The organism is Streptomyces sp. B21-083 (assembly GCF_036898825.1).
Classification (GTDB): domain Bacteria; phylum Actinomycetota; class Actinomycetes; order Streptomycetales; family Streptomycetaceae; genus Streptomyces.
Genome location: NZ_JARUND010000002.1, coordinates 3,812,232 through 3,838,059, shown reverse-complemented (window position 1 = coordinate 3,838,059; position 25,828 = coordinate 3,812,232). Strand labels below are relative to the sequence as shown.

General features: G+C 69.7%; 21 protein-coding genes. 10 read left to right on the top strand and 11 right to left on the bottom strand.

What is annotated here, in order from left to right; all coding sequences use genetic code 11:
• Positions 1-227 precede the first annotated feature (227 nt).
• Positions 228-1,889, top strand: coding sequence for a serine hydrolase (locus QA861_RS41105; RefSeq protein ID WP_334593989.1), 1,662 nt, complete (start codon positions 228-230; stop codon positions 1,887-1,889).
• 106 nt (positions 1,890-1,995) lie between these two features.
• Here QA861_RS41105 and QA861_RS41100 read toward each other — a convergent pair whose 3' ends face one another.
• Both QA861_RS41100 and QA861_RS41095 read right to left on the bottom strand, forming a co-directional pair.
• Complete coding sequence (locus QA861_RS41100; RefSeq protein WP_334593988.1) at positions 1,996-2,550, bottom strand: hypothetical protein; 555 nt, start codon at positions 2,548-2,550, stop codon at positions 1,996-1,998.
• 123 nt (positions 2,551-2,673) lie between these two features.
• Positions 2,674-6,249, bottom strand: coding sequence for an ALF repeat-containing protein (locus QA861_RS41095; RefSeq protein WP_334593986.1), 3,576 nt, complete (start codon positions 6,247-6,249; stop codon positions 2,674-2,676).
• Between the two features lie 377 nt (positions 6,250-6,626).
• Here QA861_RS41095 and QA861_RS41090 point away from each other — a divergent pair, with 377 nt between their 5' ends.
• Together QA861_RS41090 and QA861_RS41085 are read left to right on the top strand one after the other, a co-directional pair.
• Positions 6,627-7,130 carry a hypothetical protein gene (locus QA861_RS41090; RefSeq protein WP_334593985.1) on the top strand — a complete coding sequence of 168 codons (504 nt, stop codon included), beginning with the start codon at positions 6,627-6,629 and terminating at the stop codon, positions 7,128-7,130.
• Between the two features lie 158 nt (positions 7,131-7,288).
• Complete coding sequence (locus tag QA861_RS41085; protein WP_334593984.1) at positions 7,289-9,409, top strand: FG-GAP-like repeat-containing protein; 2,121 nt, start codon at positions 7,289-7,291, stop codon at positions 9,407-9,409.
• A gap of 232 nt (positions 9,410-9,641) precedes the next feature.
• Here QA861_RS41085 and QA861_RS41080 read toward each other — a convergent pair whose 3' ends face one another.
• From QA861_RS41080 to QA861_RS41070, 3 genes are all read right to left on the bottom strand, one after another.
• Complete coding sequence (locus QA861_RS41080) at positions 9,642-10,016, bottom strand: VOC family protein (RefSeq protein WP_334593982.1); 375 nt, start codon at positions 10,014-10,016, stop codon at positions 9,642-9,644.
• Between the two features lie 259 nt (positions 10,017-10,275).
• Positions 10,276-11,295, bottom strand: coding sequence for an SEC-C domain-containing protein (locus QA861_RS41075; RefSeq protein ID WP_334593981.1), 1,020 nt, complete (start codon positions 11,293-11,295; stop codon positions 10,276-10,278).
• A gap of 151 nt (positions 11,296-11,446) precedes the next feature.
• A complete protein-coding gene (locus QA861_RS41070) occupies positions 11,447-12,922 on the bottom strand; it encodes a glycoside hydrolase (RefSeq protein ID WP_334593980.1) in 1,476 nt (491 codons plus the stop codon).
• Positions 12,923-13,151: 229 nt separating this feature from the next.
• Between QA861_RS41070 and QA861_RS41065 the strand changes: the two genes are divergently transcribed.
• The 4 genes from QA861_RS41065 to QA861_RS41050 all read left to right on the top strand — a co-directional run bounded on the left by QA861_RS41065 (position 13,152) and on the right by QA861_RS41050 (position 16,289).
• Positions 13,152-13,955, top strand: a complete 804-nt coding sequence (locus QA861_RS41065) for a class E sortase (RefSeq protein WP_334593979.1) — start codon at positions 13,152-13,154, stop codon at positions 13,953-13,955.
• Positions 13,956-14,038: 83 nt separating this feature from the next.
• Positions 14,039-14,362, top strand: a complete 324-nt coding sequence (locus tag QA861_RS41060; RefSeq protein ID WP_334593978.1) for a DUF6412 domain-containing protein — start codon at positions 14,039-14,041, stop codon at positions 14,360-14,362.
• Between the two features lie 124 nt (positions 14,363-14,486).
• On the top strand, positions 14,487-15,302 hold the full coding sequence (locus tag QA861_RS41055; protein ID WP_334593977.1) for a YidC/Oxa1 family membrane protein insertase: 816 nt from the start codon (positions 14,487-14,489) through the stop codon (positions 15,300-15,302).
• A 129-nt stretch (positions 15,303-15,431) separates the two neighbouring features.
• Complete coding sequence (locus tag QA861_RS41050) at positions 15,432-16,289, top strand: fumarylacetoacetate hydrolase family protein (protein WP_334593976.1); 858 nt, start codon at positions 15,432-15,434, stop codon at positions 16,287-16,289.
• On the opposite strand, the gene QA861_RS41045 is transcribed toward QA861_RS41050, so the two are convergent.
• From QA861_RS41045 to QA861_RS41030, 4 genes are all read right to left on the bottom strand, one after another.
• A complete protein-coding gene (locus tag QA861_RS41045; protein ID WP_334593975.1) occupies positions 16,276-17,793 on the bottom strand; it encodes a condensation domain-containing protein in 1,518 nt (505 codons plus the stop codon). The two genes, QA861_RS41050 and QA861_RS41045, sit on opposite strands and share 14 nt — an antisense overlap.
• Positions 17,794-17,957: 164 nt before the next feature.
• Positions 17,958-18,848 (bottom strand): LLM class F420-dependent oxidoreductase, encoded by an 891-nt coding sequence (locus tag QA861_RS41040; protein WP_334593974.1) that lies wholly within the window; start codon positions 18,846-18,848, stop codon positions 17,958-17,960.
• Between the two features lie 109 nt (positions 18,849-18,957).
• Positions 18,958-19,500, bottom strand: a complete 543-nt coding sequence (locus tag QA861_RS41035) for a heme-degrading domain-containing protein (protein ID WP_334593973.1) — start codon at positions 19,498-19,500, stop codon at positions 18,958-18,960.
• Positions 19,497-20,579 (bottom strand): Gfo/Idh/MocA family oxidoreductase, encoded by a 1,083-nt coding sequence (locus QA861_RS41030; RefSeq protein ID WP_334595009.1) that lies wholly within the window; start codon positions 20,577-20,579, stop codon positions 19,497-19,499. The genes QA861_RS41035 and QA861_RS41030 overlap by 4 nt, the downstream gene beginning before the upstream one ends.
• A gap of 262 nt (positions 20,580-20,841) precedes the next feature.
• Here QA861_RS41030 and QA861_RS41025 point away from each other — a divergent pair, with 262 nt between their 5' ends.
• Complete coding sequence (locus QA861_RS41025) at positions 20,842-21,624, top strand: hypothetical protein (protein ID WP_334595008.1); 783 nt, start codon at positions 20,842-20,844, stop codon at positions 21,622-21,624.
• Between the two features lie 7 nt (positions 21,625-21,631).
• On the opposite strand, the gene QA861_RS41020 is transcribed toward QA861_RS41025, so the two are convergent.
• Both QA861_RS41020 and QA861_RS41015 read right to left on the bottom strand, forming a co-directional pair.
• On the bottom strand, positions 21,632-22,411 hold the full coding sequence (locus QA861_RS41020) for an HAD-IIA family hydrolase (protein WP_334593972.1): 780 nt from the start codon (positions 22,409-22,411) through the stop codon (positions 21,632-21,634).
• 120 nt (positions 22,412-22,531) lie between these two features.
• Positions 22,532-24,247, bottom strand: a complete 1,716-nt coding sequence (locus tag QA861_RS41015) for a recombinase family protein (RefSeq protein ID WP_334593971.1) — start codon at positions 24,245-24,247, stop codon at positions 22,532-22,534.
• Between QA861_RS41015 and QA861_RS41010 the strand changes: the two genes are divergently transcribed.
• Together QA861_RS41010 and QA861_RS41005 are read left to right on the top strand one after the other, a co-directional pair.
• Positions 24,237-24,833, top strand: coding sequence for a hypothetical protein (locus QA861_RS41010; RefSeq protein WP_334593970.1), 597 nt, complete (start codon positions 24,237-24,239; stop codon positions 24,831-24,833). The genes QA861_RS41015 and QA861_RS41010 overlap by 11 nt on opposite strands.
• 5 nt (positions 24,834-24,838) lie before the next feature.
• Positions 24,839-25,522: a class F sortase gene (locus QA861_RS41005; protein ID WP_334593969.1), complete on the top strand. Its 684-nt coding sequence runs from the start codon at positions 24,839-24,841 to the stop codon at positions 25,520-25,522.
• Positions 25,523-25,828 lie beyond the last annotated feature (306 nt).

The window sequence follows — 25,828 nt, the reverse complement described above, 5'->3', positions numbered from 1 at the left end:
GGGCTCGGACGGCAACATCACCATCGGTGACTCGTCGGAAAGGACCCCTCCCGATCGCGTACCGGCGAGTCCACTCGTTCGGCGCCGCGCGGCACGGGGGCTGCGGCCACGAGCGAGCGGCACTCTCACACGTACGGCGTGCATGGCGCGTACGGCGATACGGGGGTGGGTCGCCCGAATGGCTCGCCGATGCGACAGGTGTCGGGGCAGGGCCTTCACTGGAGGACATGTCTCGCATAGATCCTGCGCCCGCCCGGCGCCTTCGCTCCGCTGCGGCACTTGGCCTGGTCGCAGCCCTGGCCGGTAGCGGCTGTACGACGGGTGCCGACGCCGACGCCGCCGTCCACAGGGCCGCCGCCCGGACCTCGCCGCTGCCCACCGTCCCGCCGGCTCAGCCGCCGCCGAGCCTCACCCGGGCCAAGGTCGACGCCGCGGTGGACAAGCTGGACGGCGTCGTACGGGACGCCATGAGCAAAACCGGTGTGCCGGGGGTCGCCGTCGGAGTCGTTTACGACGACAAGGTGCTGTACCTGAAGGGCTTCGGTGTACGCAAGGTCGGCGCGGAGGGCAAGGTCGGACCCGACACCGTCTTCCAGCTCGCCTCGGTCTCCAAGCCGGTCGCGTCGACGGTGGTCGCCGCGGCCGCGGGTGAGAAGACCGTCGGCTGGGACGACCCGGTGGTCAAGTACAGTCCCGGCTTCGCCCTCAAGGACCCCTGGGTCACCCGCCACGCCACGCTCGCCGACCTGTTCTCGCACCGCACCGGCCTGCCCGACCACGCCGGGGACATCCTGGAGGACCTCGGCTACGACCGCTCGTACATCCTGGAACATCTGCGGTACGAACCCTTGGGCCCGTTCCGTTCCAGCTATGCGTACACCAACTTCGGGCTGACCGAAGCCGCCGTCGCCGTCGCGCGGGCGGCGGGCACCAGCTGGGAGAAACTGTCCGCCGACAAGCTGTACCGGCCACTCGGCATGGACTCCACCAGCTCCTCCTTCGCCGACTACGAGAAGGCCGCGAACAAGGCCGTCACCCACGTGAAGCAGGGCGGCACCTGGCAGGCCGAGTTCGTACGGGACGCCGACGCACAGAGCCCGGCGGGCGGGGCCAGCTCCACCGTCCGGGACATGACGAAGTGGCTGCGACTGCAGCTCGGCAACGGGGAGTTCGAGGGGCGGCGGGTCATCGACGCCGCCGCCCTGGACGAGACCCACCTCCCGCACAGCCTCTCCGAGCCGCCGCACGCGCCGACCGGCAGGGCCGGGTTCTACGGGCTTGGCTGGAACGTCAGTTACGACGACCACGGCAGGTTGAAGCTCGGCCACTCCGGTGGCTTCGCGATGGGCGCGGCCACCAACGTCGCGCTGCTGCCCTCGGAGAACCTCGGCATCGTCGTCCTCACCAACGGCGCGCCCGTCGGCGTACCCGAGTCGATCTCCGCGACCTTCCTCGACACCGCGCAGACGGGCGGGCCCACGGTCGACTGGCTGACGTTCCTCGGCCCGCTCATCGAGCAGACCGTTGCGGGCGAACGCTCCGAGACCGACTACGCCAAGCCTCCGGCACGGCCCGCACAGGCCAGGGCGCACGACGCCTACACCGGGACGTACGCCAACGACTTCTACGGGCCGATGACCGTCAGCGCCCAGGGTGCCGACCTCGTCATGCAACTGGGGCCGAAGAAACAGAAGTTCACCCTGCGGCACTACGACGGCGACACCTTCAGCTATCAGACCACGGGCGAGAACGCCGTCGGACTGTCCGGAGTGACCTTCACCGTCGGCTCCGACGGACACGCCGACAAGGTCCGGGTCGAGAACCTCGACACGAGCGGCCTCGGCACCTTCACCAGAAAGCCGGGCAGCGCGACGAATACGCCCAACTAGTCCGGGAGTTGACGTCTACGCCGTCGTGGTTCGGACGCACGGCCACGCGCGACCACGCACGCACGGCCACCCGCGACCACTCAATGCCAGCCACCGTCGCAGATGCTCACATGTACTCGAAGTACCGGTCGTGCCAGTCGGCCTTTCCCAGCTCCTCGTCGTCTTCGTCCTCGTCCTCGTCCTCGCACACCGCGCCTGCGGCCACCAGCGCCGCCACCATGTCCATGTCCCCTACCGCCGACAGGACCGACGGCCCGTCGTACGGCTCACAGAGCAGTTCGGACGGAACGAAGGTGCACCCCAGCGCCGTACAGACGTCGTCGAGCCACGTCACGAACTCCTCGGGCAGGCCGGCCTCGCCGCTGGGGCCCTCATCGGTCACCACTCGCGCGGTGACGAAATAGCCGCCGAAGTTGCTCATCGTGACGCACATGGGCCGGCCGAGGCCGGTCGTGTCCGCCGGCACATCGATGACACCGTAGAAACTGGTGTCCTGGCCCAGGCCATGTGAGCAGTACGGCCCGAAACGTTCTTCGAGGGCGCTCACCAGCCCGGCGAAGCAGTTCCGCGAGGTCTCCAGGTCGAAGTCCGCGGGACGTTCCAGATGGCGGGGATCGTCGTGTTCCAGCAGGAGCGCCCGGATGCGGTCCCTCGTCTGCATGTCGTGCCCTTCCATCAGTTCTCGTACGGGCAAGGGTGGCGGACCCGGAGCCCGGGCCCGCCACCCTCATGAGATCAGGAGCGCGAAATCACCCCTGCAGTCCTGGTCCCTCAGGCCTGTTCCCTAACTTCTCGGGCAGGCCGGATTGGAAGACGGGAACACGGTGACGACCCTGTCCTTCTTCTTGACGACGCGGGTGACGATGCAGAGGTATTTCTCCCCCGCGTCGCCGATGGCTTCGCCGTAGTCGACTCGGGTGACCTTGTTGGCGTTGTTCGTGGGCACGATGGTCCCGCCCCTTCCCCAGGCTTCGTCGATCAGGCCCAGGAGCTTTTCCTGGTCCTTCTCCTTGAAGACACCGTGCAGGGGCTTGTCGGGGTTGGGCCTGGTGTGCTCCATGATGTGCTCGATGCGATGCTGCGAGCCGCCGCGCGTATAGATCAGGCCCGCCGGTGACTGGAGTACGTCGTTGCCGAAGTTCGCGAAACCGGTCGGGCAGGGGAAGGCCGTCGCGGCCTGGGCCGTCCGCCTCAGGCTCCTGACGCACACCGGGAAGTCCGGCACCTTGCCGAACAGTTTCTTGAAGAAACCGTCCGCCTTGCCGCCCCACTTGCCGAACTTGACGCCCGCGGCGCCCCAGCCGGCGACCGGAATCATGCCCGCGCAGGACAGACCCGCGTCGACGAGTTCGCCCTCGCCGGTGTACCAGGCGCAGTTGGCGCCGTCGGCGGCCTCGCCGAAGCCCGGAATCAGGCCGAGGACATCGAGGGTGAAGTGGCCGCCCTCGGAGAGGATCTTCCCCCAGTCGGTCTCGTCGAGCTGGTTCAGGTAGTCCTCGAACGCCTCGTCCTCCGCCTTGAGGCCTCGTTCCTCGGCCTCGGCGGCCAGGTTCGCGAAGTGCTCCCTGATCTCCTCCTGCAGCTTCCGGAAGGCGATGTCCCCGGCCTCGTCGGCGGCCTTGCTGGCGGCGTCGGCGTCCTTGCCGGCGGCGATGGACGAGGCGTACGCGGCGTCGGCCGCCGCCCAGGCCGCGCTCGCCGAGTGCTGTGCCTGCACCGCAGAGGACTCCGCGCGGGACGCCGACAGGTCGGCGCTGCGTGCGGCGCTCTTCGCGCTGGCCTCGGCGGCGCGTGCCGACCTGGCGGAGGCCGCCGCTTCGGCCGCGGACTTCTCGGCGGCGTCGGCGTGGGCGTCGGCCTGCGTGGCGTACTCGCCCGCCTGGGTCGCGGACGCCTTGGCCTGCGCGGCGTACTCGGCCGCCTCGGCCGCCGCCTTACGGGCCTCGGCGGCCACCTTGGCGGCCAGTGCGGCGTCTTCCTGCGCCTTCGAGGCGATGGACGCCGCTCCGGAGATCAGGCCCAGGATCCGCGAGACGTGCGTGGCGGTGAGCTGGTCCTTGCGCACGGCCCGGAACCGCTCGACCTCGATGAACTGGTGCAGCACCTGCGGCGGTCCGGCGAGCGCGACATCGGCCGCCGCCTTGAGCTCAGGGCCGCCGACGCCCCTCAACTGGACGGCACGGACCCGCTCGTCGCTCGTACGGGCCGTGTAGTAGCCGGAGTGGATGAAGGTGCGCATCCGGTCCGGCGTGCCGGAGTCGAGTGCCTCCTGGCCGGCCTTCCGCACCGCGGAGCCGGCACCGTCCATGAGCTGGGTCGTCCTGACGCGGTAGTCGTTCTTGGCCGCGTCGTGCTGCCCGGTCGCGATGAAGGCGCCGATCCGGGCGGTGTCGCCGCCCAGCGCGGTCTTCGCGGCCGTACGGACGGCCGGGTACTCCGAGTCCCAGGCCAGGTTGACGACGCGGGCGTACTGGTCCCGCTCGCCCGCTTCCTTCCAGCCGGCCCTGATGTATTCGACGACCAGCTCGTCCGAGCCCGCGAGAGCGGCCTCGGCCGTGGTCACGCTCCAGGGGCCGCGGGTCTTCGCGACGTGCAGCGCGACCTTACGGGCCTGTACGGCGGCGACGGTGAGATCGGCGCCCGGCTTGCTCACCTCCGCAGCGAGGCGCAGCGCCTCCGCGTCGGCGGCCTTGGCCTCCTCGGCGTCCTTCTGTTCCCGGGACTCGCGCTCGTCGTCCGCGATCTTGAAGGACTTGGCCTGCTCGATCGCGGTGTACCTGCGGTCGGCCAGCTCCTCGGCCTCGACCTCACGGGCCAGGTCGAAGGTGGTCCTGGCCTGGTTGACCGCCGTGGTCGCGGTGTCGGCCGCGGTCTTGGCCGCCGCCGCGTGCTTGGTCGACTCGGCCGCGGCCTGGGCCGCGTCACCGGCGTGCTCGGCGGCCTTGTCGGCGGCGGCAGCGGCGTTCTCGGCGTGGACGGCGGCGGAGTTGGCGGCGTCGCGGGCCTCGCGCGCCGCTTTCGCGGCCCTGGCGGCCAGCGCCACCGCCTTGTTCGCGGCGCGAGTGGCCTCGGCCGCGTGCCTGCGGGCGTCCGCGGCCGCGGCCCTGGCCCGCGCGGCCTGGGCGCTGGACACATTCGCGTGGCCGCTGGCCTCCTGCGCGGCGGCGGCGGCCAGGCCCGCGTTGGTCCCCGCGCCGGCGGCGGCCAAGGCGGCCTTGCCCGCCTCGTCGGCCGCGTCACCGGCGAAGCCGGCGGCCTCGGCCGCCTTCTTGGCGCCCGCGGCGGCGGCCCGCGCACCCTCCGCGGCCTTACGTGCCGCGGCGGCCTTGGTCGCGTCGGTCGCCGCGTCGGCGGCCGCACTGCGGGCGCGGGACGCGGCCTGGGCGGCGCCCGCGGCGGCGGCCGCGGCCTGCGCCGCGGCGTTCGCGGCGATCCGGGCCGAGGTGTTGGCGGCGTTGGACGCGCTGATCGCCTCCTGCGCTGCCTTGGCCGCACCCTCGGCGGCGTCGGCCGCGCGTCCGGCGGCATTGGACGCCTTGGTCGCGTCGTCCTTGGCGGCCTCGGTCTCGGCGGCTGCCTTCTGGGCGGCCTCCTTGGCGAGCCGGGTCGCGGCGATCGCACGAGCCGACGCCTCCTTGGCGGCCTCGGTCTCCACCTGCGCCTGGCGGCCGGCCTCCTGTACGAGGGCGACGAGTTCCTCGATGGTGGCCTGTTCCTGGTCGCGGGCCCGCGCGATGTGCTGACCCACCCCCAGGAACTCCGTCACGTCCTCGGGCGTGCCGTTGAGGGCGGCCTGGGCGGCCGCCTTGGTCGCCGGGCCACCCGTGGTCAGGATCTGGACGACCTGGACCCGTTCGTCGTTCTCCCGGGCCGCGTACTGGCTGTCGACGATGAAGTTCTGGACGTCGTCGGCGGTGCCGCTCAGCGCCGCCTGGCCGACCTCCTTCACCTCGGGGCCGCCGGCACTGATGATCTGGGTGGCCCGGACCCGCTGGTCCTGCTCCAGCGGCGCCTGCCAGCCGGTCTTCAGGAAGGTGTCGAGGTCCGCCGGCGTACCGGCGAGGGCCAGTTGCGCGGCCTGGCGCACTCCACGGCCGCCGGCCGAGAAGATCTGCACCGTGGCCACTCGGTCGTCACTGAGCTCGGCGAGCGGCTGCTCGGTGTCGAGGAACTCGCGTACGTCCGCGGCCGTCCCCAGCAGGGCCGCCTCGGCTGCCGCCTTGATGCCCGGGCCACCAGCTTTCCACGCCAGCAGGACCTTGCCGCGGTCCGTGGCCGGAATGTGTGAATTGCTCAGATCGTCGCCGTATACGGGGTCATCGAGGGCAAGAGCCGGCGTGGTCCCGAGGAATCCGGCCATGAGCGATATCAAGACAGCCAGAGAGGTTGCCCGCATTGATTGCTTCATTCCGCTTGTGAACCTTCTTCGGCTGGTTGCACCAGCGCGGGGCCCTGATTTTTGTCTCAAGGTGACAGCCACCCATTTCTCGGCCTGGCGCCAACCGGCATGCCAGGTGACGGATTTCGGTCCGGCGAGCATACGTGGAGAGTTGCCGAAAAGCTGGGTGCACCTTTAACTTTCCTTTGCTATCGTGAGCCCACCGCAGGGGGGCGCGACGGGGTGGCTGCAGCGCAATTCGAATGCCTCGGTGCTATGGGGATTCGGTCCGGGTGTGAGACACCCTTGAACCTTCCCTTCCGGATTCGTTCCGTATAGCTCCTGGAAGGAACTCTCTGTTGATCCCCCACGGCCGTAAACTCCTGCTTTCCGGCATCACCGCCGCAGCGCTCGTCGGAGCTTCCGCTTTCGCGGTCGCCAATACCGGCACCGCCACGGACGCGGGCACCGGGAACGCGGTCGCCGACGAGCCGCCGTACGCCGTCGAGACCTTCGACTACCCGGGCGCCGACAAGATCCTGGCCGAGCAGGGCATCACTCTGAAGCGCGGTGACGGCCGCATCACCCTCGCCCCCTGCGACGAGGCCGCCGACCAGCTCAAGGTCCTCACCCGCGTCGGCGCCGGTGAGTTCTGCTTCAAGGTGACCTCCAGCACCGGCCACCTCACCCTCGAACTCGCCGATGTCTTCGCGATCCAGACCGAATCGCACCCGGTCCGTGCCGAACTGACCGCCGAGGGCGTGAGTAAGACCGTCGACGTGCCCAAGAACGACTTCAAGGGTGTCGGCGAAGGCGTCAACGAACCTCCCACCGTGCTCCTCGAACTCCGCGTGACCGGTTGACCCCCAGGTCGGCCGATCGACCGGCGCACTGACCAGCCGACCGGTCGGCAGTACCTCTCACCCACCTGGCGCGGGCGCCTCCTCCACCCGGACAGAAGGCCTCTCTCACCACCCAGGTGACACAGCGGAATCCGACGAACAGGACGAGGAACATCAACGTGTCCGACAGACGCACCCGCGTGGCTCTCACGAGCGGCGCACTCATCACCGCCGTCGTGGCGAGCACACTTACCGTCACCCCGGCACAGGCCCTGGCCGGCCCCGCGGCCTCCGGCAGCACCTACTCCTTCACCGCACGTCTGGACCTGGGAGACGGTCAGCGTGCCTGCTCCGGTGCGCTGGTGGCGCCGGGCTGGATCGCCACCGCGGCCAGCTGTTTCGCCGACCCGACCACCGCATCGGTGCCGGCGGGCAAGCCCGCGCTGAAGACCGTCGCCACCATCGGACGCAGCGACCTGACCACCACCGCCGGGCAGGTCCGCGAGGTCGTCGAACTGGTGCCGCGTGAGGGCCGCGACCTGGTTCTGGCCCGCCTGGCCACCCCCACCACGGGCATCACCCCGGTCAAGTTCGCCACTACGGCCCCCGTCGCCGGTGAGACCCTGACCGCCGCCGGATTCGGCCGCACCAAGGACGAGTGGGTGCCCCTCCAGCTCCACACCGGTGAGTTCACCGTCGGAGCCTCCGACACCACCACCCTGAATCTGGCGCCGAAGACCGCTTCCGCCGCTGTCTGCAAGGGCGACGCGGGCGGCCCGGTCGTCCGCGTCAACAACGGCACCCCAGAGCTGGTCGCCCTCAACAGCCGCTCCTGGAACGCAGGTTGTCTCGGTTCCAGCGAGACCCGCACCGGCGCTGTCGCCACCCGCCTCGACAACACCGTCAACGGCAGCCGACTCACCGCGGGCACCGTCATGCTCCCCGGCGACAACCTCCTCTCCAACTCCGCCCGCCTCACCATGGGGGCCGACGGCAACCTCACCATCCGCTCCGACGCGGGTACGACCGTGTGGTCCACGGGCACAGCCGGCAACGCCGGTGCCACCGCCCGCTTCGACGCCGGCGGCAACCTCGCCGTGATCGGGACCGATGGCCGCACCGTGCTGTGGGAGTCCAGGACCACCGCCCCGGGCGGCAAGGCCGTCCTCCAGGACCGCGGCAACTTCGTCATCCAGAACGCCCAGGGCGAGTCCCTGTGGGCCAGCGGCAGCACCCTCCGCCACGACTACGACGGCGACGGCCGCAGCGACATGGCCGCCTGGTACGACTACGCCGACGGCCACGACGCGGTGCACACCGTTCTCGCGGAGCCCGACGGACGGCTGAAGTCCCCCCTGGCCGCCTGGACCGGCCCCGCCGGCAGCTGGTCGGCAGACCAGATGAAGCGCACCACCGGCGACTACAACGGAGACGGCATAGCCGACCTGGCCGCCGTCCAGGGCTACACCGACGGCCAAGTGAAGATGTTCACCTGGCTCGGCAAGGGCGACGGTACCTTCCAGACACCCTTCTCCTCCTGGGCGGTGACGTCCGGTTGGACCTTCACCCGCATGGACCTCTACAGCGGTGACTTCGACGGGGACGGCCGCGACGACCTCGCCGTCTGGTACGACTACGCCGACGGCCACGACACGCTGTGGACGTTCACGGCGAAATCGGACGGTGGCTTCAACACCCCGTTCACGTCCTGGACGACCCCCGACGGGAACTGGACCCAGACGAACGGCAAGCCGGCGGTGGGCGACTTCGACGGTGACGGCCGTGACGACCTCGCCGTCTGGTACAGGTACGGCGACACCCGCGCGAAGCTCTGGACGTTCACGGCCACTTCCCAAGGCGGCTTCAACGCTCCGATCGGCTCCTGGGAGAGCGACACCTGGGGCTCCGCGGACCGTACGTCGGTGTTCGCGGGCGACTTCGACGGTGACGGCCGCGACGACGTGGCAGCCTGGTACGACTACGCCGACGGCCACGACGGCATCCAGGTCTTCTCCGCCGCGGCCGGCGGCGCGTTCAGCAAGCCCTTCGAAGCCTGGTCCACCCCGGCCGGCAACATGACGCGCCAGAACCTGAAGTTCGTCACCGGCGACTACAACGGCGACGGCAAGGACGACTTCGGCGCGATGTACGGGTACAGCGACGGCCGAGTGAAAATGTTCACCTGGACCGCCCAGGCCAACGGCAGGCTCAGCGCACCCGTAGGCAGCTGGGAAGCCGCCGCAGGCAACTGGACCTTCGGCCGCGTTCACATGATCGAGCGCTACAACACCGCCCTGTAACACCTGCCCGACCCCGCGAATCGTGGTTCCGCCCGCGTCACCGGCCGGGCGGAACCACGATTCAGCGTGATTGGGGACCTGATGGGCATATTCCGGCGCGGAGAGCGTCGTGACGGGACGGGCCTGCCGCGCGACGCCGAGTTCGCTTTCCTGTCGAGTTGAACTGACCGGAGCAGCCGACCGCCTGGCCGGGATCCGTACTTCCGGGTCCCCGACCGGGCGGTCGCTCCGTCTACAGGTACGGGCGGGTGATCAGCTCGATCGCGTGGCCGCCAGGGTCCTTGAAGTACACGCCCCGGCCGCCGTGCTCGGTGTTGGTCTCGCCCGGGCGTCGCATCTGTGGGTCGGCCCAGTGCTCGATGCCGTCGTCGCGCAGTCGCTGGTACGCCCGGTCGAACAGCTCGTCGTCGATCAGGAACGCGTAGTGCTGCATCTGGATGTCCACCGGCGGCTCGGCGAACTGCAGCAACACCCCGTCGGCAAGCTGGATGTTGATGAACGGGCCCCAGGAAGGCGCTTCGGGCAGTTCCAGCAGTTCGCGGAAGAAGCGGGCCGACTCGTGGCGGTCCTTGGCGGCGATGATGGTGTGGTTGAACGTGACTGTCATTCGGCTGACCTCAGCATTGTCCGGCACGAAAAGGGACTCGTGGGTGCACAAGTACTGGGAGGTCCGCGTGCCGAACCGAGCGGGTGCTTTCGTCGCACCCGCCGTGTGATCAGCTCTCCACCGGATAGCCGATCCGTGCGTGGCGTCGAGGCGCCGGTCCGGTGTTCATGTCGGTGACGCTACTGGATCCCGCTGATCACTACAACGGGCTGAAGACCGTCGGTCGGGCCTCCCCGGGGAGGCCCACCCCGCTGTGTCCCTATACCGCGACCCGCCCGTGACACCCCTCGTAAGCCGACCCCGACCCACACCAGCACCCAGCGCTCCGCTGCGGGGGCCACACCACGGCCAACCCCCGGGCCGCCAGAGTGGTCGCGTACTGCGGCAACAGCGCCACCTCGCCGGGGGAGGCCTGCTCCGACGCCGCGAACGCCTCGTAGGAAGGCACCGTCCCGGTCACGATCCCCAGGTTCGCGGTGCCGGACGCCGCCAGCTCGCGCAGGGACGCCTCTATCGTCGCGAGGTGCTCCTCATGGGAGGGGTACTCGTCCGCCAGGCCCGGATACGCGGCGACCAGCTCCGCCAGTTCCTCCGCCGGCCAGTGCAGTACCGCCACCGGGAACGGGCGGGACAGCGCCTCCCTGAACGCGCCCAACTCGGCCCGCAGGCGTGAGATCTCCGCCTGCAGCTCCGCCGGGTTGTCCGAGCCCAGGGACCAGACCCGCTTGGGGTCGTGAAGCTCGTCCAGTGACACCGACGACGAGTGGAGCGTGTCCGCGAGCCGGTCCCAGTCGTCGTGGGCCACGCCCAGCATCCGGCGTACGCGGTGGCGGCCGTAGAGAAGGGGGTGGGTCGAGTACGGGGGTTCCTGCGCGTCCGAGATCAGGAGGCGGGCCGCCTCCGTGAACGTCTCCTGGGCCGCCTCCAGCTCGTCGTGGGACTCCAGCGACTCCGCGACGATCACCCAGGGGGCCGGGTCGCGCGGGGCCTCGGCGCGGACGCCGTCGATGATCGCTCGGGCCTCGGCCTCGTGGCCGTACTCCCACAGGTTCGACGCCTTGAGGGCCCGTACGAGATGGGGGCTCTCCAGGGTGATCGGGGATTGGAGCAGGCGGTCGTACAGGGCTGTCGCGGCGGGGCGGTCGCCGGCCAGTTCCAGATGGGCCGAGGCCTGCACGAGCAGGTGTTCGGCGTCCTCGGGGTAGAGGCCGGCGGTCCGCTCCAGGCGGGCCGCTTCGGCGATGTGGTCGACGTTTTCCGGAGGCGTGTCGGGGCGCATGGGATCACCGTACTGCCGACGCCCGTCAAAGAAGAGGGGCGTCCATGAGAGTGGTCGCCGGGGAGGGGAGGCGACCCGGCCCGGCGGCGCCTCCCCTCCCCAGCGGCTCCCCGCTGACTCCCCTGTGACTCCGCTCCGACTCCTCAGCGACTCAGATGGTCACCCCGTCCACCTGCAACGTCTGTACCGCGCCCGCCGCGAACGGCACCGCCACCGTCTTGCCGCTCAGGAACCTGTCCGAGCGGGCCGTGTAGAGGTCACCGCCGCCGCCCGTCACCGTGTTCCAGCGGGGGACCACACCGCCCGAACCGCCCGTCACCGTGGTGAAGTTGCCGAGGTTGAAGGTCAGGGTCTGGGCCGAGGAGGACGTGTTCAGGGCGACGATCACCAGGCGCTTCGCGCTTGCGTCGTAGGCCGCCACCGCGTAGTCGACGCCCGTGTCGAGAATCGTCATGCCGGGGCGGATGTGGCGGCTGAACTGGGCCATCACGTAGTGCTTGGTCTGGACCGTCGTCGGCTGCAACGTCTTCTCGTCGTAGGCGACCATCGCCCAGCCCGCCGTCGGGTCCATGACCTGCCAGTACACCCAGGCCGTGGGGTGCAGCCAGCGGAAGTCCAGGAGGAGGTTCGACGCCAGGGTCCGGCCGGTCCCGTCCTTGTCGCCCGTCTCCGAGTTCCACAGCTTCTTGCCGGACGTCGTCACCACGTCCGTGTAGAGGAGGTCGCGGCGGCCGCCGGAACCCTGGTAGCCGTGCACGTTGACCTGGTTGACCAGGGCCTTCGTCGACGAACCGAAGGCCGCCCAGGTCGAGCGGGCCGTGTCGTAGTTCGTCTCGTCCGAGGCCGAGATCCTGATCCCCGTCAGGCCTCGCTTGTCCAACTCGCTTCGCATGTACGGGAGTACGGCCGCCTGGACCGTCGAGTCCATGTGGCAGCCCTCCTGCGTGCCGGTGGCCGTCCACCAGTTCGACGAGGCCTCGTTGAACGGGTCCACCGTCGCGAAGTTCACGCCCCAGTTGTTCTTGGCGTACAGGGCCACGGCGGCCAGGTGTGAGGCGTGCTGGCGGTAGTTCCAGGTCTGGAGGTTGTTGCCGCCGCCTGAGGCGCCCGACGGGTTGTGGTTCGAACACATCCACCACATCGGCGAGTTGGCGAACAGTTCGGTGGTCGCTCCGCGCGCCACCGCCTTCGTCAGCGCCGCCCGCTGCTTCGCGTCCGCCGACCAGTTCCAGGCCGAGGAGGTGGGGTCCTCGTTGTTCCAGTCCTGCCAGTAGCCCTCGATCTGCTTGAACGCCGGGATGTTCGGCGACGCCACCATGCTCGTGCCGCCCACGCTGTTCCAGCTGGACGCGCCGAGGTTGTAGCGGGCGATGTTCAGGCCCAGGCCGGGCAGCGAGGTCCCGTTGTACGTCACCGACTTGGTGGTGAAGAAGAGGTCCGCGAAGTCGTCCCGGGCACCGAACACGTTCGCCCACCAGGCGAGCGAGGTGCCCCAGCCCTCCCAAGTCCCGTACTTGGCAGCGGGGTTGACAGTGATGGTCGCGTCAGCTCGGGCGGTGCCCGTAGCCAGGGCGCTGCCGAGGACCGTGCCACCTGCCGCAGCCAGCAGGGATCTGCGTCGGATCATGACTTCTCCGTCCGGATTACGACCTTCCGTTCATGTCACGAGGAAGCATCAGGTGTGGTGGGTGGGGTTGTCGAGAGTTCTGACAGCGCTTTCTAAAACCACTGGACGAAGGGGGCCCACAGGGATCGGCCGGACAGATCCGGCGCCGGACGGGCCTGGTTACTTGGAGAGGTCTGCCCTATCGTGCGGCCCGGCGCCCCCGTGGACGGGCGGCGAAGGAGGTGTACGCATGCGGGCTCGGGCTCGTGTGATACGGCACCGGACACTCCGTCGGCGTGCCCTTCGCCGCCGTGCGCTGTGGAGCTGCGGCGAACTCCTCGTCACCCTCGGCACGGTCCTCGCCCTCCTCGTCGTCCACCAGCTGTGGTGGACCAACCGCCAGGCCGAACAGGGCGCCCAGCGGGAGGTGCGCGCCCTGGAGAAGGAGTGGGGCAACCCCGTCGGCCGGGGCGGGAGCCCGGTGAGCCCGGTGAGCCCGGAAGGTGGTTCCGGTTCCGGCTCCGACAGCTCGGCCGGGTCTTCCGCCACCGCCGGCCAGGAAGGCACCCGCGTCACCAACTCCGGCTCCTCCATGCCGAGTTGGTCGCAGGCGTACGCCATCCTCAGCATCCCCCGACTCGGTCTGCGCGTCCCCGTCGCCGAGGGCGTCAGTAAGCCGAACGTCCTCAACAAGGGGTACGTCGGTCACTACCCCGGCACCCAGCAGCCGGGGCGAGCCGGAAACTTCGCTCTCGCCGGGCACCGCAACACCCACGGCGAACCCTTCCGGTACATCAACCGGCTGCGACGCGGGGACGCCGTGCGGGTCGAGACGGCCGACGCGGTGTACACGTACACCGTCGACCGGACACTTCCGCAGACCTCCGCCCGCGACGACGGCGTGATCAGGACCGTCCCCCGCTCCACCGTCAGGCCGGCCTACGGCTACCGCACCCCCGGCTACTATCTCACCCTCACCACCTGTACCCCGGAGTACACGTCCCGTTACCGTCTGGTCGTCTGGGGCACACTCACGTCGATGCGGCCCCGCTGAGCCGAGCCGGGCATCCTGTATAACCAACAGGAGAGCCGACAGCCGACAATCATCAGTCGTACGTTCGAGAGGGGGGCGTGGGCATGATCCGGAGCTGGAGTCCGGTCCGGGTGAACCCGCGTACCGCCGCCGCGCTGTTCCTCCTCCTCATCGAGGTAGCGCTGCTCGACGCCGGCACCCTCTCCGCCGCCGTCGCCCTCGCGGCGACCGCCGCGGCCGGGTCCGCGTTCGCCGCCTGCTCGCTCATCGTCTCGCGCTGCGCGCCCGTCGCGCCGCCCACCCGGGTCCGTACGGCCATCCGCGACCGCGCCCGGCGTACGGCCTTCCTGCCGCAACGGGACCCCGACGCCCGAGGCCGTACCCGCCCCCGGGCCCCCGGACTCGCCCTCCGGACGACCACCGCGTAGGGCCCGGCGTCGAGCACAGCACCACCAGCCGTCATCCCCGCGCGGTTCGTCATACCGAGCTGTATCGATCTCCGCATCCGCGGAATCTCCGGTAGGACGAGACCCTCGGAGGGCTCACTCACCCATGTCCACGTTCCTGTCCGCCTTCGCGGACCTGGTCGGCCGTCTCGCCGACCTGCTCCAGCCCCTCTTCCACAACTCCTCGGCGGCCGTCGCGATCATCCTGTTCACGGCGTTCGTACGGCTCCTCGTGCACCCCCTCTCCCGTGCGGCGGCGCGTGGCCAGAAGGCGCGTGCCGCGCTGCAGCCCAAGGTCGCCGAGCTGCGGAAACAGCACGCGAAGGACCCCAAGAAGCTCCAGCAGGCCGTCATGGCACTGCACACCGAGGAGAAGGTCTCGCCGCTGTCGGGATGCCTCCCGAGCCTGTTCCAGCTGCCCGCGTTCTTCCTGCTCTACCACCTCTTTTCCAACCGGGAGATCGGCGGCCGGACCAACGGGCTCCTCACCCACACGCTGTTCGCCGCGCCGCTCGGCGACCGCTGGGCCGACGCACTCGGCGGGGACGGGATCTTCGGGGCCGCCGGGCTCGTCTACCTCGGGCTGTTCGTCCTGGTCGCCGCCGTGGCCACCTTCAACTACCGCCGTATGAAGCTGGTGATGGCGGCCAACCCGATGTCGTTGAACGCCGGCGGTGGCGAGGCGGTGCCCGGGCTCGCGTCCGCCGCCAAGTTCGCGCCCTTCATGTCCTTCTTCACCCTCTTCTCCGTGGCCGTGATGCCACTGGCCGCCGCGCTCTACATGGTGACCAGCACCACCTGGAGCGCGGTCGAGCGGGCGGTCCTCTACCGCTGGCAGCTCGCACCGCAGGCAGGTGCGCGGACCGGTGGTCAGGCCGGTGCGAAGACCGGTGCGTCGTCCGCCGTCCAGTCCAGTACGTGAACCGGGTATTGCGGACCGGGCGTCCAGCTTGGACGATCGACCAGTCCTCCGATGAATGACGCGTGACGTGTGTGGCGCGCGTGGCGATCGAGGACGTGACCGAGGGCATCACCTAGGGAGAGAGCGACCATGAAGCTGCTGCGAGTCGGTACGGCGGGGTCGGAGCGGCCCGCGCTGCTCGACGCCGAGGGAACCCTGCGGGACCTGTCGGGGGTCGTCCCGGACATCGACGGAGCGCTGCTCGCCGACGACGCGGCGCTCGACCGGATCCGGGCCGCCGCCGACGCCGGTGAGCTGCCCGAGCTGGACGCGACCGGCCTGCGGATCGGGCCGCCGCTGACCGGCGTCGGCAAGATCGTGTGCATCGGGCTCAACTACCACGACCACGCCCGCGAGACCGGCGCCGAGCCGCCCGCCGAGCCGGTGATCTTCTTCAAGGCGGCGGACACGGTCGTCGGACCGTTCGACACGGTGCTCGTCCCGCGCGAGTCGACGAAGACCGACTGGGAGGTGGAACTCGCTGTCGTCATCGGACGTACGGCCCGCTACCTCGGCTCGCACGAGGAGGCGCTCGCGCACGTCGCCGGGTACGCGGTCGCGCACGACGTGTCCGAGCGCGAGTTCCAGCTGGAGCGGGGCGGTACCTGGGACAAGGGGAAGAACTGCGAGACGTTCAACCCCCTCGGGCCCTGGCTGGTGACCGCGGACGAGGTGCCCGACCCGCAGGAGCTCGGGCTGCGGCTGTGGGTGAACGGTGAGCTGAAGCAGAACGGCACGACGGCGGAGCAGATCTTCGGGGTCGCCGAAGTCGTCCGCTACGTCAGCCAGTTCATGACCCTGTACCCGGGTGACGTCATCAACACGGGTACGCCGGCGGGGGTCGCGCTGGGTGCGCCCGAGCCCAAGCCGTTCCTTCGGGCGGGGGATGTGGTCGAGCTGGAGATCGACGGGCTCGGGCGGCAGCGTCAGTCGTTCAAGAACGCGTGAGCGCTCCGCTGGGTGCGGGGGATTCGACTGCCGGTCCGGTGGGGGCTTGTCGCGCAGTTCCCCGCGTCCCTGAGACGGCGCCGCGCGCCTTCTCAGGGACCGGGACGGTCACCGACTTGATCAGCTCCCGCAGCCTGGCCACGTACAGGCGCATGTTCTTCTGTGCCACGTCCGTGTCCGGGTAGCGGGCGGCGAACTGGAGGCCCTCGTGGAGGCGGGTGATCCAGGCGCACACCTGGTCGCCGTACGACACCCGGATCAGGCCGTACGCCTTCAGCTCGTCCCACCGCTCCGAACCCGCGATGTCCCGGGTGTCGACGAACGAGACGATCGAGTACAGGTCCGGTGAGGTGGGCCGGAAGTCGGAGCCCAGCAGCTTCAGCACCCGGGCGATGGGCATCCTCGACAGGGGCCGCTTGGCCCGCAGCGCGGTACGGACCAGGTCCAGCGCGCCGTCGAAGTCCGAGACCTCGCCCACCGGGATCTCCAGCGGCGCGCCGCCCACGTACCAGCCGACCGAGTCCGACCACTCCGAGCGGGCCCGGGTGTGGAACGGCACGACGGTGCGGTACACCTGCCGGCCGCTGATCTCGCGCACGATGAGGGCGGTGGCCGCGAGGATGCCGACCATGCTGCCGCCGTACGGACGGCAGTACGCCTCGAAAGCCGCCGCGTCCGCGTCGTCCGTGAGCCACTCCCGCATCAACTTCTGCGTGGGCAGCGGCCCTCCGGGGTCGAGGCCGAGGTCGACGGGGAAGTTGGGCAGCTTGCCGTCGCACCGGGCGATGAACTTCCGCCACTCGGCGACGATCGAGTGCGTCTCGTCGATCCCGTCGGCGTGCGTACGCTCGCTCGCGCAGAAGTCGACGTAACTGGCCACCGGCGCCGTGTCCACGGCCTTGCCGTCGAGGCCGGCCGTGTAGAGCTGGTGGATCTCGTGGGCGATGCGGAAGATCGAGTACGAGTCGACGTTGGTGTGGTCGAACGCGATGTAGACGCTGGTGGTGTCGTCCCTGACGACCGCGCTGTAGATGAAGTTCGGCCAGGTCAGCGCGTCCGCCGCGGTGTCGAACCGATCCTGCAGATAGCGCGACAGCGTCCCCCCGTCACGGAAGTCGCCGACATCCTCACGGTGCAGGACGACGGCGTCGGGCGCGAGGGTGAAGCGCCGCAGTTCGTCGACGGGAGACTCGGGCGAGCCGTCCGCCCAGCGGAAACCGCTGCGCAGCGTCTCGTGCCGCAGCGTCCAGGCGCGCAACGCGTCCTGAAGGACGTCGAGATCGACCCGCCCGGGGATGTCGAAGGCCGTGCCGAGCCAGGTCGGTACGAACAGGCCGTCCTCGCGCACCGTTCGCGCGGTTCGGACATGGGCCTCCTGCACATACGCGGGTGGGCGGGTGTCGTCCGGCAGTTGGGCCACGCCTTCGACGGTCGTCGGATGCAGGGTCCAGGTCACGAGCCGTCCGGGACGGATCTCGCAACGGTGGATATCGGTCAATCGCACGGGACTTCTCCGTTCGCATGCGTGTCACCGGGCTCCTGGATCCCGCCCGATGACACGTGCAGACCAACGACCGGATGCATCCGGAGGAAACGCCACCGCCTCAGGGCGTGGCAGATCCCCTCCAGTCCCTCACGTCTCGCTACGTCTTCCTACGCGTCCCCCGGTTACTTCAGCAGGTCGGCCAGGCGGCGCCAGCCGTCGCGGGGGAGGACGCCTCTGGCCTGGTCCTCGACGACCTGGAGGGTGACGTGGTCCGCGCCCGCCGTGTGGAAGGCGTCGATCCGCTCACGGATTCGGTCCTCGCTGCCCCAGGCGAACACCGCGTCGACGAGACGGTCGCTGCCGCCGTCCGCGAGGTCGTCCTCGGTGAAGCCGATGCGCAGGAAGTTGTTGGTGTAGTTCGGCAGGGTCAGATACATGGCGAGGGTGCCGCGGGCGGTCGCGCGGGCACTGTCCGGATCCGAGTCCAGGACGACCTTCAACTCCGGTGCCAGCAGCGGGCCTTCACCCAGGGCCGCACGGGCCTGCGCGGTGTGTTCCGGGGTGACGAGATACGGGTGCGAACCGGCGGCGCGGTTTCGCGAGAGCTCCAGCATCTTCGGGCCGAGCGCGGCCAGCAACCGGCGTTCGGCGGGCTGTCCGGCCGCGTCCAGAGCGTCCAGGTACTCGACCATGGAGGCGTACGGGCGACGGTACCGTTCCGCCTGCCCGGCGTGACTGACGCCGAGGCCGAGCAGGAAGCGGCCGGGGTGGGACGCCTCCAACTCCGCGAACAGGGACGCCGTTTCGGCCGCCTCGTACTCCCAGATGCTCTGGATGCCGGTCGCCACGACGAGCCGCGAGGTCGCCTCGACGAGCGGAAAGGCGTGCCGTACGCCGGGGCTGCCGCCCAACCAGAGGGCACCGAAGCCCAGTTCCTCCAGTTCGGCGGCGGCCTCGGCACGCTCGGTGAGGCCCTCGGGGTCCTCCGAACGCAGCCCGAAACTCCAGATGCCGTACCGCCCGACGGTCTCCTTCAAGGACGTCGAGGACTTCAACGGGCTGACGTGGTCCATCGGGTTCGTTCCTCCGTGCTCGGCTGCTGCCCTGTCTGCCTGCCCGCCCTGTGCGTGCCGGGTAGGTCATCTGTGCAGTCGTAACCGGAGGGTCCCTCTGGATAATTCCCTACACCTTGAGGAAGATCTCCAGAGCCTCTACGACCATCCGGTGGTCCTGGAGCTGGGGCAGCCCCGACACCGTCACCGACCCGATCACGCCGACGCCCTCGACCGTGATCGGGAACGAGCCGCCGTGGGCCGCGTAGATGTCGGGGTCGAGGCGCGAGTCGTCCTCGAACGTCGTGCCCTTGGCGCGGAACCGGGCGCCCACCAGATAGGAGGAGGCGCCGTAACGCTCCACCACCCGGCGCTTGCGGTCGATCCAGGCGTCGTTGTCGGGGGTCGAGCCGGGCAGGGCGGCGTGGAAGAGCTGCTGGCCGGCCCGGTGGATGTCGACGGCCACCGGCGCCTGCCGCTCCCGCGCCAGCTCCACCAGCAGCGAACCCAGTGTCCACGCGTCCTCGTACGAGAACTGGCGGAACACCAAGTGCCGTTGCTGCGCTTCGAGTTCATCGAGACTCGGGGTGAGTTCGGGCGCGATGCGCGGCCCGAGCGATGGCTGTCCGGTCGCCTTGTGGCCGAGGTGCTGGCCGGTCTTCTGGCTGGTCATCGCAGGGTCACCGTCACCTTCTCGTTCGCGGAACGCCGAGCCGCTTCCAGTACGTCGAGCGCGGCTGCCGCCTCCAGCGCGGTCACCGGGTTGGGGCCGCCGTCGCGCAGGGCCGCGGCGATCGCAGAGTAGTACTTCTCGTACGCGCCCGGCATTGTCGGCTCCGGCCGGCCGCCGCCGGTCAGCGGGGACTCCCCGGCGCCGACCCGCCCCCACATGCCCTCGGGTTCGAGCCCCCAGCCGACGTCCCCCGGCCGGCCGCCTTCCTTCAGGGCGGCCTCCTGCGGGTCGAGGCCGTACTTCACGTACCCGGCGCGTGAGCCCAGCACCCGGAAGCGCGGGCCGAGTTGGGCGGTGGTGGCGGAGACGTACAGATGGCTGCGCACGCCACTGGTGTGGGTGAGCGCGATGAACGTGTCGTCGTCGGTCTCGGCGCCCTGGCGGCGGATGTCCGTCTCCGCGTACACGGAGGCGACGGGGCCGAAGAGGACCAGTGCCTGGTCGACGACGTGACTGCCGAGGTCGTACAGCAGTCCGCCGAACTCCGCCGGGTCGCCGGACTCGCGCCAGCCGCCCTTGGTCTGCGGCCGCCACCGCTCGAACCGTGACTCGAACCGATACACGTCACCCAGCTCGCCCTCGGCGATCAGCTTCCGGAGCGTCCGGAAGTCATGGTCCCAGCGGCGGTTCTGGAAGACGGAGAGGAGTAGTCCCCGCTGGTCGGCGAGGGCGGCGAGGTCACGCGCCTCGGCCGCCGTGCCCGCGACCGGCTTGTCGACCACGACCGGCAGGCCGGCCTTGAGGGCGGCGGTCGCGAGCGGGACGTGCGTCTTGTTCGGGGACGCGATGACGACCAGGTCCAGCTCGTCGGCGCGGGCGAACAGCTCGTCCGGGTCGGCGGCGACCCGGACGCCCGGGTGTCCGTCGCGGGCCTGCGCCTGCCGCTGGGGGTTCGCCGTGACGACGGTGTCGAGGACGAGGCCCTCGGTGACGGCGATCAGCGGGGCGTGGAAGACGGACCCCGCGAGGCCGTAGCCGACGAGGCCGAGGCGGAGGGGAGCACCGGACGTGCCGGTCATTCCAGTCGTACCAGTCGTACCAGTCATGCCGTCCACTTTCGCATGCACGCAGGCTGTCGCCGCCGACGAGACCTGGCACCGGATGGTCCGGCCTCTGCTGATGGCATCTCGCCGTGCCATGCCGTGAGGCTTTCCTCCGCCGATCGGGCGCATTCGCGCGGCCGTTCGGGGCCTGGCCCCACACTTCCCGGAGCGGTGCCGTCCATTGCCCTCACCGCTCCGGCATGGTCATGTGTTCATGCGACTATGCACATGTGTGACCATGACCGGGACCCTCACCGCCGCCGCTCTTCTCGCCGTACTGAGAGCCCTGCCCGCCCCGGCGTACGCGGCCACCTGCGGCGCCCCCGAAAACAAGGCCGCCTTCCCACTCACCACCCGCATCCACGGCGGCCCCGCCGCCTACGATGCCGGCGGGGGTTACGGCACCTGGTATCTGGACCTCACCAACACCACCTCGCGAACCTGTGCGGGCATTCACCCGGTCATCGTCCTCGTCGACGCGCGGCGGGCTCTGAAGCCGTCGCAGCCCCGTCTGGAGTTCTACGAGGAGGCGGTGGACGCAGAAGGTGCTGGGGCGGTACATCCGCACGCCGTCCGGTTCGAGGTGACCGACGCGAAGGAGACCGTAGGCGCCGTCGCCGACGGCTTCCCCGGTTTTACGGTCGGCCCCGGCAAGACCCTCACCGTGAAGCTACGCCTCGCCGTCACCTCGGACGCCGTACCCAATGAGATCGTCGCCAATGCGGCCGTCGTCCAGCGGCATGGCGACGATGGAGACTGGGTGGGGCAGTCGAACGACTACCGCTTCCGTATCAAGGCCGGTCCCGCCCCCGACGAGAGGCCCCGCCCCGCCCCCGACGAGACGCCCGATCCCGCCCCTGACGCGAGGGCCGGGTTCACCGACGAACTCGCCCGCACCGGACTCGGCTCGCCGGTGGCAGCGGCTGCGACCGCTGTTGTCCTTGTCGGCGTCGGCGTCGGCGGCGCGGTGCTGGTGCGCAGACGCAGAGGACGGGGGGCAACCGGATCGCGATTCCAGTAGCAGGCAGTCACACGAGGTCGACGAGGTCCGCGATGGAATCCACCACCTTCGTCGGCCGGTAGGGGTAGTGATCGAGATCAGCCCTGGTCGTCACACCGGTGAGTACGAGAAAGGTTTCCATCCCGGCTTCCAGACCAGCCAGCACATCGGTGTCCATGCGGTCACCGATCATGGCGCTGGTTTCGGAGTGTGCTCCTATGGTGTTCAGCGCAGTGCGCATCATCAGTGGGTTCGGCTTGCCGACGAAGTACGGCTCCTTGCCGGTTGCCTTGGTGATCAGTGCGGCGACGGATCCGGTCGCCGGAAGGACTCCCTCGGGGGAGGGCCCCGTGTTGTCCGGGTTGGTGGCGATGAACCGAGCGCCGTCGTTGATCAGCCGGATCGCTTTGGTCAGAGCCTCGAACGAATACGTTCGGGTCTCGCCCAGGATCACGAAATCGGGGTCGGAATCGCTCAGCACGTAACCGGCGTCGTGCAGTGCTGTGGTCAGGCCGGCCTCGCCGATCACGTAGGCGGTGCCGCCGGGATGCTGGTTGTCCAAGAACTTGGCGGTGGCCAGGGCGGACGTCCAGATGTTCTCCTCCGGCACCTCAAGCCCGATCCGGTTCAGCCGGGCGTGCAGATCACGCGCGGTATAGATCGAATTGTTGGTGAGGACCAGGAACGGACGTCCCGACTCGCGGAGCTTCTTGATGAAGGCGTCCGCGCCGGGTACCGGGACGCCTTCGTGCATCAGCACGCCGTCCATGTCGGTGAGCCATGATTCGATGGGCTTGCGCTCTGTCATGGGTGCGGACTCCTGCGGTACGTGGACGTGCGGGTTCACCATGTTATTCAGTCCGGCATTCGGGGCGATGACACCGTCGGGGGCATCAGGGCGCAGCCCGATCCCGGTTCAAGCCATGGCTCACTTCCACACGACCTCGATCAGCTCGGACCGGAAGGCACCTCGCTGTGCTCCTCCCTTGCCGGCAGGCTTGATCACCACGGCCTCGACGCTCCGCACGATCTCTGCGCGCTTCATGTCAACGGTGTAGTTTTCCCACTCCCGGACAATTCGCGTGGCCACGGTGCCCGCCCGGGCCGCCGCGGCTGAAAGACCGTGGGCCTCCTGCCTGATCCTCCCCTCGGTCTCCTCCAGCCGCCGCATTTCACGCGCGAACTCCGCGAGGGAGAGGAGGTCATCGGCGCGGAGTCGGCGGGCCTCGGCCTTGTCGGCATCGATCTGCTTCAGTCTCTCGCCGGCCCTGATCAACTCCGGGGCCTCCTGGATGACCGGCTTCACGTCGCGCGCCTGCTTCTTCAGATCTTCCAGGACCAGGTTCTCCACATGGCCGTCCACCAGTGGACCGCTGCGGGCCAGCTTTCCGCACCCGCCGTCTGCCTTCCGGCAGTAGTAGTAGTACCCGTACTTCTCGTAGCTCACAGTGGTTCGTGCGTACATCCCGGAGGACAAGCCGCTCCCGCACCTGGCGCAGCGGGCGATACCGGTCAGCAACCGCTTGGTGACCGTGCTCCCTGCCTTCCGGCCTTTGCCGGTGTTCTTGCGTGCGTCGAGCACTTCGATCAACTCCCGCCATTCCTCGGGCGTGAAGATCGTTTCCCACTGCCCCTTGACGGGCGTCCCATCCATGCGCTCGACCAGGTATTCGGCGGGGTTCACCCGGCCTGACCGCTCCCGGACTGCCTGTGGGATGTAGGCGCGGTATCCACACAGGCGGGGGTTTCGCAGCACGTACATCACACTGCTGTAACCGATCGTCCTGCCCGGTAGGGTCTGTGGCCCGCGAACGCCCAGTTCTGCCCACTCCCGGTGCACGGTGGCGAGCCTCTTTCCCGAGACCACATCCCTGCGGGCGGTTCCGAGGAGTTCCGCTTCCCGCTCGTCGATGCGTTCGGCGTCCTTCCATCCGAAGGCGCGCTGCCCCATGTGAGGCTTTCCGTCGGCAGCCTCGGCGAGCTTCTGCCGAGCGATGCGACGAGCGGAGTCCGCAGAGAACTTGTTCGCGATGGTCACATAGATGCGGGCCTGAAATCGTCCGTCTGCGGTCGTCAGGTCGTAGTCGCCCGCGGTCGTCGCGAAGACCATGGGCCGACGGGCGTGCTCGTAGACGTCGATGAGCCGCTCAAGGTCGCGCGGTTGCCGGGCGATGCGGTCGATGTTGCAGGCCAGGATGCCGTTGATGATCTCGCCCTGGAGGTCGCGGACCATCTCCTCGAATCCGGCGCGCCGCACTCGGCGCTTGTACGCGGACGTGTCGTTGTCCTCGTAGACGCGGTGCACCTCGCAGCCTTTCAGCTTGGCCAGGTCGTACACGTCGTCTCGTTGACGGATCACGCCGTCACGGCCATCTCGACCGTCACCGATCTGGCCGTTGTCCGAGATGCGGGTGTAACCGCCCACTGTGTGCGTGTCTGTTCCCCCGCAGGTATTGCCGACTGGTCGCTCTTCGAAATGTGGTTTGTGCGTCTGTGACCCCTGAGAACGAAATGCTCTGTGAGCGGGAAAGCAGCTTATGTTCTCCGTATTCGCCCGTTCGGAGTAGCCAGCGACCTTCCTGGATGCGAGGGCGAGCCCGGAGGAGGAGTCTCCAGATGTCTGGAGGTTCACGATGGGTTCCATTCGACTCACTCTCTGTGCCGGCGCCGTGGTCGCCGCCGCCCTCACCCCCCTGACCGTGGCGTACGCCGCCGACGGGGGCATCTCGGTGACCCCGGCGTCCCCGGTCCCCGGCAGCGACGTACAGCTGGTCGTGCACGGCTGTACGGGGAAGACGGGGACCGCGACGTCGGAGGCGTTCGTCGCCGATGTCCTGCTCGCGAGGCAGGGGCAGGACGGGGCGCTCGTCGGAGGGTCCCGGGTCCGCTCCACGCTCGGCCCGGGCACGTACGACGTCACGGTCGGCTGCGACGGACGGCACGCCAAGGTCAAGGGCGCGCTCGCCGTGGCCGCGAAAGGCGAGGGCGACGGTGCGGGCGTGGGTGCGGGGGAGAGGCAGCCGTCCTCCGCCGAGCCCTCCCGTACGACGGCCGCCTCGCCCTTCGCTCCCGTGCCCGCCGGCGGTGGCGGTGCGGCGGACGAACTGGCCGCCGACGCCCGGGGCACCGGCCCCGGTACCGGGCAGACGGTGGTCGGTCTCGTCCTCGCGGGTGTGGCGGCGGTCGTCGTCGCGGTGCGCGGGGTCCGCCGGGGCCGTGGGACGGACTGAACGCCATGTCCGACGACGACCGCGAACGGCCCTCCGGCACCGGCACCGGCACCGGACGCCTGACCATGGGTGTGGCCTGGGCGCTGCTGCTGCTCGGGCTGTGGACATGGGGCCGCGAGGTGACCGACGTACGCCAGGGCATATCCGCGCCGACCACCGGCGACATCGCCGCGGTCGGCCGCCCCCCTGACCTCGAACTCCCGCCCGCGCACGAGCCGTTGAGCGGCGCCGTGCCGCAGCGCGTGGACATCCCCGAACTGGGCGTGCAGGCCCCGGTGGTGGCCCGCGGCCTCGACCGGCGCGGCGCGATCGACCCGCCGCCCTTCGACCAGGCGGGCGTCGTGGGCTGGTACGGATCCGGCACCCGGCCCGGCGCCGCCGGAACCGCGCTCCTCGTCGGACACGTCGACACCGAGACCCGGCCGGCCGTCTTCTACAAGGTCAGCACCCTGCGGCCGGGCGCGACGATCCGGGTCACCCGCGCCGACGGCAAGGTCGCCGAGTTCACCGTCGACGACGTCCGGGTCCTGCCCCGCGACCGCTTCGACGCCCAACAGGCGTATGGCACCCGGCAGTCGGGCCGAGCGGAACTCCGGCTCATCACCTGTGGCGGCACGTTCGACCGGGCCTCCCGCACCTACACGGCGAACGTGATCGTGTCGGCGTATCTGACGGGCGAGGCCGCCTGACGCGATGCCATCGGTGGGTCCACCCCACCCGTCTCACCCTGCCCGGTCGACGACCCGCTCCCCCCAGAGCCGTCGACCGGGCTGGTCCTCGACCGCGCGCGCACGGGCTGCGGGAGTAACCCGGCGACCGGCGCGGGAGGTTCGGTGCCCGTCCCCGAGACGACTGTAGAACGGATGGGCGTCCAGGCCTAGACGTGATTGACGCCAAGTCCCCGTCCAGTGGCTCTGAGTTATCCACGCAGGTAGTAGATAGTTCTACGAGCTGTCCCGTCAGCGGCGCCCAGGCCCCGCTGTTCAGGCCTGAGG

What these genes read in the sequence shown, in the direction of transcription:
- QA861_RS41105 (WP_334593989.1), top strand. Translation starts at nt 228, where the DNA reads ATGTCTCGCATAGATCCTGCGCCCGCCCGGCGCCTTCGCTCCGCTGCG.
- QA861_RS41100 (WP_334593988.1), bottom strand. Translation starts at nt 2,550, where the DNA reads ATGCAGACGAGGGACCGCATCCGGGCGCTCCTGCTGGAACACGACGAT.
- QA861_RS41095 (WP_334593986.1), bottom strand. Translation starts at nt 6,249, where the DNA reads ATGGCCGGATTCCTCGGGACCACGCCGGCTCTTGCCCTCGATGACCCC.
- QA861_RS41080 (WP_334593982.1), bottom strand. Translation starts at nt 10,016, where the DNA reads ATGACAGTCACGTTCAACCACACCATCATCGCCGCCAAGGACCGCCAC.
- QA861_RS41075 (WP_334593981.1), bottom strand. Translation starts at nt 11,295, where the DNA reads ATGCGCCCCGACACGCCTCCGGAAAACGTCGACCACATCGCCGAAGCG.
- QA861_RS41070 (WP_334593980.1), bottom strand. Translation starts at nt 12,922, where the DNA reads ATGATCCGACGCAGATCCCTGCTGGCTGCGGCAGGTGGCACGGTCCTC.
- QA861_RS41065 (WP_334593979.1), top strand. Translation starts at nt 13,152, where the DNA reads ATGCGGGCTCGGGCTCGTGTGATACGGCACCGGACACTCCGTCGGCGT.
- QA861_RS41060 (WP_334593978.1), top strand. Translation starts at nt 14,039, where the DNA reads ATGATCCGGAGCTGGAGTCCGGTCCGGGTGAACCCGCGTACCGCCGCC.
- QA861_RS41055 (WP_334593977.1), top strand. Translation starts at nt 14,487, where the DNA reads ATGTCCACGTTCCTGTCCGCCTTCGCGGACCTGGTCGGCCGTCTCGCC.
- QA861_RS41050 (WP_334593976.1), top strand. Translation starts at nt 15,432, where the DNA reads ATGAAGCTGCTGCGAGTCGGTACGGCGGGGTCGGAGCGGCCCGCGCTG.
- QA861_RS41040 (WP_334593974.1), bottom strand. Translation starts at nt 18,848, where the DNA reads ATGGACCACGTCAGCCCGTTGAAGTCCTCGACGTCCTTGAAGGAGACC.
- QA861_RS41035 (WP_334593973.1), bottom strand. Translation starts at nt 19,500, where the DNA reads ATGACCAGCCAGAAGACCGGCCAGCACCTCGGCCACAAGGCGACCGGA.
- QA861_RS41030 (WP_334595009.1), bottom strand. Translation starts at nt 20,579, where the DNA reads ATGACCGGCACGTCCGGTGCTCCCCTCCGCCTCGGCCTCGTCGGCTAC.
- QA861_RS41025 (WP_334595008.1), top strand. Translation starts at nt 20,842, where the DNA reads ATGACCGGGACCCTCACCGCCGCCGCTCTTCTCGCCGTACTGAGAGCC.
- QA861_RS41020 (WP_334593972.1), bottom strand. Translation starts at nt 22,411, where the DNA reads ATGACAGAGCGCAAGCCCATCGAATCATGGCTCACCGACATGGACGGC.
- QA861_RS41010 (WP_334593970.1), top strand. Translation starts at nt 24,237, where the DNA reads ATGGGTTCCATTCGACTCACTCTCTGTGCCGGCGCCGTGGTCGCCGCC.
- QA861_RS41015 (WP_334593971.1), bottom strand. Translation starts at nt 24,247, where the DNA reads ATGGAACCCATCGTGAACCTCCAGACATCTGGAGACTCCTCCTCCGGG.
- QA861_RS41005 (WP_334593969.1), top strand. Translation starts at nt 24,839, where the DNA reads ATGTCCGACGACGACCGCGAACGGCCCTCCGGCACCGGCACCGGCACC.